Annotated in this window: 7 protein-coding genes; all 7 read left to right on the top strand. The window is 72.0% G+C overall.

Annotated features, from left to right (window positions below; translation table 11 throughout):
* The first annotated feature begins 648 nt into the window (after positions 1–648).
* The 7 genes from ACFWXO_RS01870 to ACFWXO_RS01840 all read left to right on the top strand — a co-directional run bounded on the left by ACFWXO_RS01870 (position 649) and on the right by ACFWXO_RS01840 (position 10931).
* Positions 649–2478, top strand: coding sequence for an APC family permease (locus tag ACFWXO_RS01870; RefSeq protein WP_380521317.1), 1830 nt, complete (start codon positions 649–651; stop codon positions 2476–2478).
* Positions 2479–2868: 390 nt separating this feature from the next.
* Positions 2869–2958 carry a K(+)-transporting ATPase subunit F gene (kdpF, locus tag ACFWXO_RS01865; RefSeq protein ID WP_045693083.1) on the top strand — a complete coding sequence of 30 codons (90 nt, stop codon included), beginning with the start codon at positions 2869–2871 and terminating at the stop codon, positions 2956–2958.
* A 1-nt stretch (position 2959) separates the two neighbouring features.
* On the top strand, positions 2960–4621 hold the full coding sequence (gene kdpA / locus ACFWXO_RS01860; protein ID WP_375881959.1) for a potassium-transporting ATPase subunit KdpA: 1662 nt from the start codon (positions 2960–2962) through the stop codon (positions 4619–4621).
* Positions 4621–6738 (top strand): potassium-transporting ATPase subunit KdpB, encoded by a 2118-nt coding sequence (kdpB, locus tag ACFWXO_RS01855; protein ID WP_380521313.1) that lies wholly within the window; start codon positions 4621–4623, stop codon positions 6736–6738. The genes kdpA and kdpB overlap by 1 nt, the downstream gene beginning before the upstream one ends.
* Positions 6739–6759: 21 nt before the next feature.
* Complete coding sequence (gene kdpC / locus ACFWXO_RS01850) at positions 6760–7389, top strand: K(+)-transporting ATPase subunit C (RefSeq protein ID WP_380398972.1); 630 nt, start codon at positions 6760–6762, stop codon at positions 7387–7389.
* A 202-nt stretch (positions 7390–7591) separates the two neighbouring features.
* Positions 7592–10243 (top strand): ATP-binding protein, encoded by a 2652-nt coding sequence (locus tag ACFWXO_RS01845; RefSeq protein WP_380521310.1) that lies wholly within the window; start codon positions 7592–7594, stop codon positions 10241–10243.
* On the top strand, positions 10236–10931 hold the full coding sequence (locus tag ACFWXO_RS01840) for a response regulator (RefSeq protein ID WP_375881967.1): 696 nt from the start codon (positions 10236–10238) through the stop codon (positions 10929–10931). Before ACFWXO_RS01845 ends, ACFWXO_RS01840 begins: the two co-directional genes overlap by 8 nt.
* Positions 10932–11308: the final 377 nt, after the last annotated feature.

Genomic DNA, 11308 nt, shown 5'->3' with positions numbered 1-11308 from the left:
ACCCTGTCGGGGGGGGGCGCCGCGTCATGTTTTCAACACCCCCCCCCCCCCCCCCCCGCGGGGGCGCCCCCCCCCCCGCCCCCGCCCCCCCACCCCCCCCCCGGGGCCACCCCCCATCTCTCCGGGAGGTGGACTCAGCGTTCCGTGGGGCATGCGTGGGATCGGCCGCGTCGGGCGTGGTCCTTCCGCAGGTCAGAGGCCATCACGTGCGTGGTCTGTAAATCTGTCGCGCAAGCTACGCAGGTTCGAACCCTGCACCAGCCACAGGATAGAGAAACGGCCCCCGATCTGCGGAAACGCGGATCGGGGGCCTTTTTCGTGCGGTCCGGGCGGAATCGAACGGCGGGGGCGTCCGGGCGGGGTTGTCGGGCACTTGTTGCACATAGCTTGCAATTACGTTTGGGGGGCAGCAGAGTGGGGGGTCGGGGGTGGGAGTCCTTCGACCGAGCTGATCGTCTTCCCAACCGGCGCCCGCCGGGACCACGGCTCACCCCACCCCCGCCAAGCCCCCCTTCCGCCGTACGGCGGTGGCGTCAAGGCCGCGTCAAGGGCGCTGGTGACGGCGTCAGGAACGCGTAGGGGACGGGCGCGCCCCGGGCGCGCGAACCGCAGGATTCGGAGCAACTACCGACTGCGGAGGTCCGTCCGATGTCCAGCGCCATCTCCACCCCGGCCGTCACGGCCGACGAACCGCCGGACACCGGGGCGGGCGACGAGCGGCACCGGCTCAGCGCGCTCGGCGGCCTGGCGGCGCTGTCGCTGGACGCGATGGCCTCGGTGGCCTACGGCCCGGAGTCGATCGTGCTGGTGCTGGCCGCGGCCGGCGCGTACGGGCTGGGCTTCACGGTGCCGGTCACGGTGGCGATCGCCGTCCTGCTCGCGGTGCTGGTCGCCTCCTACCGGCAGGTGATCGCGGCCTTCCCGGACGGCGGCGGCTCGTACGCCGTCGCCAAGGCCCACCTGGGGCGCCGGACGGCGCTGACCGCGGCCGCCTCGCTGGTCATCGACTACATCCTGAACGTCGCGGTCTCGGTGACCGCCGGAGTGGCGGCGCTGACCTCCGCGATCCCCGGCCTGTACGACGACCGGGTCTGGCTCTGCCTGGGCGTGCTCGCCCTGGTGACCGCCGTCAACCTGCGCGGCATCGCCGAGTCGGCGCGCTGGTTCCTGGTGCCGACCGCCGTCTTCGTGCTCTCCATCCTGGCGATCATCGTGGTCGGCCTGTTCCGGGACGCCCCGGCCAGCACGGCGGCCGCCGCCGGCCACGCCTCGGTGCTCGCCGAGAACGCCACCGCGGTCGGCGCGCTGCTGCTGCTCAAGGCCTTCGCGGCCGGCTGTTCGGCGTTGACCGGCGTCGAGGCGGTGGCCAACGCCGTCCCCTCCTTCCGGACCCCGCGGGTGAAGCGGGCCCAGCACACCGAGGTCGCGCTCGGCGCCCTGCTCGGCGTGATGCTGATCGGCCTGGCCGTGCTGATCGGCCGCTTCCACCTCCAGCCGGTCGACGGCGTCACCGTGCTCGCCCAGCTCGCGGACGCCTCGCTCGGCCACGGCGCCGGCTTCTTCGTCGTCCAGTTCGCCACCGTGGTGCTGCTCGGCCTCGCCGCCAACACCTCCTTCGGCGGCCTGCCGGTGCTGATGGACCTGCTCGCCCGGGACAACCACCTCCCGCACGTCTTCGCGCTGCGCGCCGACCGCCAGGTGTACCGGTACGGCGTGCTGTTCCTGGCCGCGGTGTCGGCCGCGCTGCTGGTCGGCTCCGGCGGCGACGTCAACGACCTGGTGCCGCTGTTCTCGATCGGCGTGTTCGTCGGCTTCACCATCTGCCAGGTCGGCATGGTCCGGCACTGGTACCTGAACCGCCCGGCCGGCTGGCGATGGAAGGCCGCGCTGAACGGCTTCGGCGCGGTGCTGACCGGTGTCGCGACCCTCGTGGTGACCGGCACCAAGTTCACCGAGGGCGCCTGGGGCATCGTGGTGGCCCTGCCCCTGCTGGTGGTGCTGTTCGAGGCGATCCACCGCAGCTACCGGCGGATCGGCGAGCGGCTGGAACTCGGCCGGGTGCCGGGCGCGGTGACCCGTCAGCGCAGCCTGGTGGTGGTCCCGGTGACGGCCATCACCCGGCTCACCCGGGACGGACTGTCGGCGGCGCTCTCGCTGGGCGACGAGGTGTTCGCGGTGACCGTGGTGCACGACCCGGCGGACGCCGAGGCGCTGCGCCGGGACTGGGAGCTGTGGCAGCCCGGCGTGCCCCTGCTGGAGATCGCGGAGGACCACCGGCGGCTCGGCCAGCCGATCGCCGACTTCGTCAACCAGCTGGGCGAGGAGCACGCGTACGACCGGCTCACCGTGCTGATCCCCGAGGTCGAGCCCGCCCACTGGTGGCAGCGCGCGCTGCAGAACCGGCGCGGCGCCGTGATCGACCGCGCCCTGCGCCGGCACACCGACGCGGTGGTCTGCCGCCTGCGGATGCGGATGTGACCGCGGGGGCGCTAGGGGACTGACGGGTGAACCCACGGGCCCCGGTACGGCTGCGGCCGTACCGGGGCCCGGTGCGTGCCGGGGGCCCCAGCAGGCTTACGACGGTCTCGGCCCGATCACGTCGGTCTCGGCCCGGTGAAGCGGACGTCAAGGTCGCGTCAACGCACTGCGTTCACCCGTATGGAGGGCGTCAGGGAGCCCTAACGCGCCTTAGACGGCTGATTTGCTTCCTCTGCCGGTCGTCCGCCGGTGCCGCACGGAAGCCATTCGGCCCGGTCGCGGCATCTTCCGAACCACGCTGGTGGAGCCCATGTCCGATCTCATCTACGTCGGTGTCACGGTCGCCGTGTTCGCCGTCATCGCCCTGATCGCGCGGGGGGTGGAGAAGCTGTGAGCGCGGAGAACATCGCTGGTCTGGTCGTGGCCGTCGCTCTCGTCGGCTACCTCGTCGTGGCGCTGATCTTCCCGGAGAAGTTCTGACATGGGATCCACTCTCGCGGGCTGGCTGCAGGCCCTCGCCCTCGTCGGCGCGCTGGCCCTGTGCTACCGCCCCCTCGGCGACTACATCGCCAAGGTCCTCACCACCTCCAAGCACCTCAGAGTCGAGCGCGGCATCTACAAGGTGATCGGCGTCGACGGTGACGCCGATCAGCGCTGGTCGGTGTACCTGCGCTCGGTGATCGCCTTCTCGGCCGTCTCGGTGCTCTTCCTCTACGGCCTGATCCGGCTCCAGGGCTACCTGCTGCTGAACCTGGGCGTTCCGCAGATGGAGGGCCACCAGGCCTGGAACACCGCCATCTCCTTCGTCGCCAACACCAACTGGCAGTCCTACGCCGGTGAGTCCGCGATGGGCCACCTGGCGCAGATGGCGGGCCTGGCGGTGCAGAACTTCGTCTCCGCGGCCGTCGGCATCGCCGTCGTCGCCGCGCTGATCCGGGGCTTCACCCGGAACCGGACCGACCGGGTCGGCAACTTCTGGGTGGACCTCACCCGGATCAACCTGCGCCTGCTGCTGCCGATCTCGATCGTCTTCGCCCTGGTCCTGGCCGCCACCGGGGTGATCCAGAACTTCCACGGCTTCACCGACGTGACCACCCTCAGCGGCGAGGTGCAGAAGATCCCGGGCGGCCCGGTGGCCTCCCAGGAGGTCATCAAGCTCCTCGGCACCAACGGCGGCGGCTTCTTCAACGCCAACTCGGCGCACCCGTTCGAGAACCCGACCGGCTTCTCCAACCTGGTCGAGATCTTCCTGATCCTGCTGATCCCGTTCGCCCTGCCGCGGACCTTCGGCCGGATGGTGGGGGACAACCGCCAGGGCTACGCGATCCTCGCCGTGATGGGCATCTTCTGGGTCGCCTCGACCGCCCTGCTGACCTGGTCCGAGGCTTCGCACCACGGCACCGCCCTGCAGGCCGCGGGCGCGGCGATGGAGGGCAAGGAGCAGCGCTTCGGCATCGCCGCCAGCACGATCTTCGCCGCCTCCACCACGCTGACCTCGACCGGTGCGGTGAACTCCTTCCACGACTCGTTCACCCCGTTCGGCGGCGGTCTGACGGTCTTCAACATGATGCTGGGCGAGATCGCGCCCGGCGGTGTGGGCTCCGGCCTCTACGGCATGCTGATCCTGGCGGTCGTCGCGGTGTTCGTCGCCGGCCTGATGGTCGGCCGCACCCCCGAGTACCTGGGCAAGAAGCTCGGCGGCCGGGAGATGAAGTTCGCCTCGCTGTACATCCTCACCACCCCGACCCTCGTGCTGGTCGGCACCGGTGTGGCGATGGCCCTGCCGGGCGAGCGGGCCGGAATGCTCAACTCCGGTGCCCACGGCTTCTCCGAGGTGCTGTACGCCTTCACCTCGGCCGCCAACAACAACGGCTCGGCCTTCGGCGGCATCACCGTCAACACCGACTGGTACGACACCGCGCTCGGCCTGGCGATGATCTTCGGCCGGCTGCTGCCGATCGTCTTCGTCCTGGCGCTGGCGGGCTCGCTCGCCCAGCAGCAGCCGGTTCCGGCCACTCCGGGCACCCTGCCCACCCACAAGCCGCTGTTCGTGGGCCTGCTGTCGGGCGTGATCCTGATCGTCGTCGGCCTCACCTACTTCCCGGCCCTGGCCCTCGGGCCGCTCGCGGAAGGTCTCTCCTGATGTCCACCCCTACGCTCAACCCCGCACCGGCCGACGACAAGGCCGAGCCCGCCGCGCCGCACAGAGTGCAGAGCGGCCTCCTCGACCCGAAGCTGATCCTCGCGTCCCTGCCGGACGCGGTGAAGAAGCTCGACCCCCGGGTGATGGTCAAGAACCCCGTGATGTTCGTGGTCGAGGTGGGCTCGGTGGTCACCACCGTCTCCGCGATCGCCAGCCCGTCGGTGTTCGCCTGGGCGATCACCGTCTGGCTCTGGCTCACCACGATCTTCGCCAACCTGGCGGAGGCCGTCGCGGAGGGCCGCGGCAAGGCCCAGGCCGACACCCTGCGCAAGACCAAGACCGAGAGCGTCGCCCGCCGGCTCACCGACTGGCCCGCCACCCAGGCCGAGGAGGAGGTGCCCGGCACCGCGCTCCAGCTCGGTGACCACGTGGTGGTCGAGGCCGGGCAGGTCATCCCCGGCGACGGCGACGTGGTCGAGGGCGTCGCGTCCGTCGACGAGTCGGCGATCACCGGTGAGTCCGCGCCGGTCATCCGCGAGTCCGGCGGCGACCGCTCCGCGGTGACGGGCGGCACCAAGGTGCTGTCCGACCGGATCGTGGTGAAGATCGCCTCGGAGCCCGGCAAGTCCTTCATCGACCGGATGATCGCCCTGGTCGAGGGCGCCGCCCGGCAGAAGACGCCGAACGAGATCGCGCTCAACATCCTGCTGGCCTCGCTGACCATCGTCTTCCTGGTCGCGGTCGTCACCCTCCAGCCGATGGCGACCTACGCGGGCGCCCCGCAGTCGATGATCGTCCTGGTCGCCCTGATCGTGGCGCTCATCCCGACCACCATCGGCGCGCTGCTCTCCGCGATCGGCATCGCGGGCATGGACCGCCTGGTCCAGCGCAACGTGCTGGCGATGTCCGGCCGCGCCGTCGAGGCCGCCGGCGACGTCAACACCCTGCTGCTCGACAAGACCGGCACCATCACCCTGGGCAACCGCCAGGCCGCCGAGTTCCTGCCCGCCCCGGGCGTGTCCACGGACGAACTGGCCGGTGCCGCCCAGCTCTCCTCGCTCGCGGACGAGACCCCCGAGGGCCGCTCGATCGTGGTCCTGGCCAAGACCGAGTACGGCCTGCGGGCCCGCGCCCAGGGCGAGTTGACGCACGCCACCTGGGTCCCGTTCACCGCCCAGACCCGGATGTCGGGCGTGGACCTGGACGAGGCCGACGGCGTCCACCAGGTCCGCAAGGGTGCGGCCGGCTCGGTCTCCAACTGGGTCACCGAGAACGGCGGTTCGGTCGGCGACGAGGTCGCCACCCTGGTCGACGGCATCTCCGCCGCCGGTGGCACCCCGCTGGTGGTGGCCGCCAAGGTCGGCAGCCGTCCCGCCCGCGTCCTGGGGGTCATCCACCTCAAGGACGTGGTCAAGGAGGGCATGCGGGAGCGGTTCGACGAGCTCCGCCGGATGGGCATCAAGACCATCATGATCACGGGCGACAACCCGCTGACCGCCAAGGCGATCGCGGAGGAGGCCGGCGTGGACGACTTCCTCGCCGAGGCCACGCCCGAGGACAAGATGGCCCTGATCAAGAAGGAGCAGGAGGGCGGCAAGCTGGTCGCGATGACCGGCGACGGCACCAACGACGCCCCCGCGCTCGCCCAGGCCGACGTCGGCGTCGCGATGAACACCGGGACCATGGCGGCCAAGGAGGCCGGCAACATGGTCGACCTGGACTCCAACCCGACCAAGCTGATCGAGATCGTGGAGATCGGCAAGCAGCTGCTGATCACCCGCGGTGCGCTGACCACCTTCTCGATCGCCAACGACGTGGCCAAGTACTTCGCGATCATCCCCGCGATGTTCGCCGGGGTCTACCCGGGCCTGAGCCACCTCAACATCATGGGCCTGCACAGCCCGCAGTCCGCGATCACCTCGGCGATCATCTTCAACGCCCTGGTCATCATCGGCCTGATCCCGCTCGCCCTGCGCGGCGTGAAGTACCGCCCGTCCGACGCCAGTTCGCTGCTGCGCCGCAACATCGGGGTCTACGGCTTCGGCGGTCTGGTGGTGCCGTTCGTCGGCATCAAGCTGATCGACCTGATCGTCCAGTTCATCCCCGGCCTCAGCTGACGCAGGGAAGGAGAAAACACCATGTCCAAGCCCCTGCCGACGACCGTCCGTACCCACTGGACCGCGCTGCGCGTGCTGCTCGTGCTCACGGTGATCCTGGGAGTCGCCTACCCGCTGCTGGTCACCGGGATCAGCCAGGTCGCGTTCAGCGACAAGGCCAACGGCTCGCTGGTGAAGTCCGACGGGAAGGTGATCGGTTCCAGCCTCCTCGGCCAGAACTACAACCTGCCCAAGAAGAACCCCGACGACCCGAAGGAGGACCCGGTGCCGGACCCGAAGTGGTTCCAGCCCCGGCCCTCCGCCAACAACTACGCCGGTGACAGCTCCGGCGCCAGCAACCTCGGTCCGAACAGTGACGACCTGCTCAAGGCCGTCAACGACCGCCGCGCCGCCGTCGCCGCGTTCGACGGCGTCGACCCGGCGAGCGTCCCGGCCGACGCGCTGACCGCCTCCGGCTCCGGCCTCGACCCGCACATCTCGGTGGTCTACGCCAAGGAGCAGGTGAACCGGGTCGCCAAGGAGCGCAAGCTGCCGGTGGAGACGGTCGCCGGGCTGGTCGACAAGTACACCGAGAGCCGCTCGCTCGGCTTCCTCGGCAACGAGGGCGTCAACGTCGTCCTGCTCAACCGGGCGATCAGCGAAGCGAAGTGACCGAGCGGACCCGACCGAGCGGACATGACCGCGCAGAAGTGACCGAGCAGAAGTGATCGGACAGTGACACCGCACGACATACCAGGATGACCGGGCCGACCCGGGCGCGGGAGGATGCTCCCCGCGCCCGGGTCGGCCGCGCCGTACCCGCAGACGCGCACCGTCCCCCGCCGCCACCTCCTGATGGAAAGAAGCAGTGCCCATGGCCCGCGACCTCACCCCCGGCTCCGGCATCCGCACCGGTCGGTTGAGGGTGTACCTCGGCTCCGCCCCGGGGGTCGGCAAGACCTACCGGATGCTGGACGAGGCCCGGCGCAGACAGGAGCGCGGGGCCGACGTCGTGATCGGGTACATCGAGTGCCACGGCCGCCGCCACACCGAGGCCATGACCGACGGCCTGGAGGTGCTGCCGCGCGCCCACCGCTCCTACCGCGACGCCGAGTTCGAGGAGATGGACCTCGACGGGGTGCTCGCCCGCCGTCCGTCCGTCGTCCTGGTCGACGAACTGGCCCACACCAACATCCCCGGCGGCCGCCACGCCAAGCGCTGGCAGGACGTCGAGGAACTGCTCGCCGCCGGGATCGACGTCATCACCACCGTCAACATCCAGCACCTGGAATCGCTGAACGACGTCGTCCAGAAGATCACCGGGATCCCGCAGCGCGAGACCGTCCCGGACGAGGTGGTCCGCCGGGCCGACCAGCTCGAACTCGTCGACATGGCGCCCCAGGCGCTGCGCCGGCGGATGGCCCATGGCAACGTCTACAAGGCGGAGAAGGTGGACGCCGCGCTCTCCAACTACTTCCGGGTCGGCAACCTCACCGCCCTGCGCGAGCTCGCCCTGCTCTGGGTGGCCGGCCGGGTGGACGAGGGGCTGCGCGACTACCGGGCCAGCCACAAGATCGACCGGGTCTGGGAGACCCGCGAGCGGGTGGTGGTCGCCCTCACCGGCGGCCCGGAGGGCGAGACCCTGGTCAGACGGGCCGCCCGGATCGCCGCCGCCGCGGGCGGCGAGCTGCTGGCCGTGCACGTGTCCCGCAGCGACGGCCTGGCCGGCGCCTCCTCCGGCGCGCTCGCCCAGCAGCGGCAACTGGTCGAGAGCCTCGGCGGCAGCTACCACGTGGTGGTCGGCGACGACGTCCCCACCGCGCTGCTGGCCTTCGCCCGCGCCCACGACGCCACCCAGCTGGTGCTCGGCACCAGCCGCCGCGGCCGGATCAACCGCTTCCTCACCGGCCCGGGCACCGGGCAGACGACCGTGGACGCCTCCGAGGACATCGACGTCCACATGGTCACCCACGAGTTCACCGGCCGCGGCCGGCTGCCCGCGCTGGGCCGGCGCCACTCCCGGCGCCGCACCGTCGTCGGCTACCTGGCCGGCCTGGTGATCCCCTGGCTGCTCACCGTCCTGCTCTCCCAGGCGCACGACACCATCAACCTCACCACCGACGCGCTGATCTTCCAGCTCGGCGTGGTCATCGTCGCCCTGCTCGGCGGCGCGATGTCCGCCCTGCTGGCCGCGTTCATCGCCTCGGTGCTGCTGAACTACTACTTCATCCCGCCGGTCCACAGCCTGACCATCGGCGAGACCAACAACATCGTCGCCCTGGTGGTCTTCGCCGCCATCGCGCTCGCCGTCTCCACCGTGGTCGACCACGCCGGCCGGCTCACCACCCGGGCCGCCCGGGCCACCGCCGAGGCCGAGACCCTCTCCACCCTGGCCGGCAGCGTGCTGCGCGGGGCCGACGCGCTGCCCGCCCTGCTGGAGAAGTCCCGGACGGCCTTCGGCATGCAGACCGTCGTCCTGCTCTCCCGCTCCGACGGCGAGGTGCTCGCCCACAGCGAGGCCGAGCACCCGGACGAGGACGAGGCGCAGCACGAGACCACCGAGGTCCCGGTCGGCGTCGACGCCGTGCTGATCCTCACCGGCCGCCGGCTGCCGGCCGCCGACCAGCGGGTGCTCACCGCCTTCGCCGCCCACGTCGGCGCCGCGCTGGAGCGCGACCGGCTGGCCGTGGTCGCCGCCGAGGTCGAGCCGATCAAGGCCGCCGACCGGATGCGCACCGCACTGCTCGCCGCCGTCAGCCACGACCTGCGCACCCCGCTGGCCGCCGCCCGCGCCTCGGTCGGCTCGCTGCTCAGCCCGGACGTCGAGTTCTCGCCCGAGGACCAGACCGAACTCCTCGAAACCGCCGACGAATCGCTGGTCAAGCTCACCCGGCTGGTCGACAACCTGCTCGACATGAGCCGCCTCCAGGCCGGCGCGCTCACCCTGCACCTCACCGAGACCCACCTGGACGAGGTCCTGCCCCGGGCGCTCGACAGCCTCCCCGACCCGTACGCGCCGGTCCAGCCGCTCGACCTGGACACCGCCCCGGCGGTGCTCGCCGACCCCCCGCTGCTGGAGCGGGTGCTCGCCAACGTGATCACCAACGCGCTGCGCTACAACGCCCCCGGCGCGCCCGTCCTGGTCACCGCCAGCCACCACGCCGACCAGGTCGAGATCCGGGTGATCGACCGCGGCCCCGGCATCGCCCCCGAGGACCGCGACCGGGTCTTCCTGCCCTTCCAGCGCCTCGGCGACACCGACAACACCACCGGGGTCGGCCTGGGCCTGGCCCTCTCCCGGGGCCTCGCCGAGGCCATGGGCGGCAGCCTGGAGGTGGAGGACACCCCCGGCGGCGGCACCACCATGCTGCTCACCCTGCCGGCCGTCACCGAGCCCGCCGCCGAACCGGCCGCCGAGGCCGCCGTCACCGAGCCCGCCGCCGAACCGGCCGCCGAGGCCGCCGTCACCGAGCCCGCCGCCACCGAGCACCGTGCCACCGGGGAGGAGCCACCGCACCATGAGTGAGCACACCATCGAGAACTGCGAGATCCTCGTCGTCGACGACGAACCGGCCCTGCTGCGCACCCTGCGGATCAACCTCAGCGCCCGGCAGTACGCCGTCCGCACGGCCGCCAGCGGCAGCGAGGCACTCGACCGGGCCGCGCACTCCGCCCCGGACGCCGTCCTGCTCGACCTCGGCCTGCCCGACCTCGACGGCATGGACGTGCTGCGCGGACTGCGCACCCACAGCGCGGCGCCGATCATCGTGCTCTCCGGCCGCTCCGACGCCGCCGACAAGATCGGCGCGCTGGACGCGGGCGCCGACGACTACCTCACCAAGCCGTTCCTGATGGACGAACTGCTGGCCCGGTTGAGGGCGGTGCTGCGCCGGCCGCTGAGCCCGGCGCCGCCGGGCCGGCCGGTGATCGGCGACCACACCGTCGACCTCGCGGCCACCACGGTGGTCGGGCCGGGCGGACCGGTGCGGCTCACCCCGACCGAGTGGCGGATCCTCAGCCTGCTGCTCGCCAACCCCGGCCGGCTGGTGCCCGGGCGGCAGATCCTGCGCGAGGTGTGGGGGCCGGCCCAGGAGGCGCGCGGCAACTACCTGCGGGTCTACCTGGCCGGGCTGCGGCGGAAGTTGGAGCGCGACCCGGCCCGGCCGCGGCACCTGATCACCGAGCCGGGGATCGGCTACCGGTACGTGCCGTAGCCGCCGGTCCGTGCCAGGGGTGCCGGTCCGTGCCGTAGTCGCCGGTCGGCGTCGTGGGGCCGGTCCGTGCCGTAGCCGCCGGTACGCGTCGTGGGGCCGGGCCCGAACGGGGCGGCGTCAACGAGCCGTCAAGAGCCGGCCGGTGGGCGACAGGGGAGCGTCAAGGCCGGTCGGGGGCGGTGTTCCGTGGTCGTAGTGTCGGTGCCGGAACGAGCGGTTCCTGCTCCTTGTGGGGGAGGCCGGGACCGCTCCAGCCGCCGGCCAAGGGCGGCCAGCAGTGGGGGAGGGGGGGGGGGCCGCGGGGGGGGGCCCCCCGCGCGTGGGGCGGCGCCCCCCGCGCCCCCCCCGCGCGGCCGCCCGGGCGGCGCGGGCCCCCC

The sequence above is a fragment of the Kitasatospora sp. NPDC059088 genome, from assembly GCF_042738155.1.
Lineage (GTDB): Bacteria > Actinomycetota > Actinomycetes > Streptomycetales > Streptomycetaceae > Kitasatospora.
Note: the sequence above shows the minus strand (reverse complement) of the source record. Positions and strands in the feature narration are given on the sequence as shown.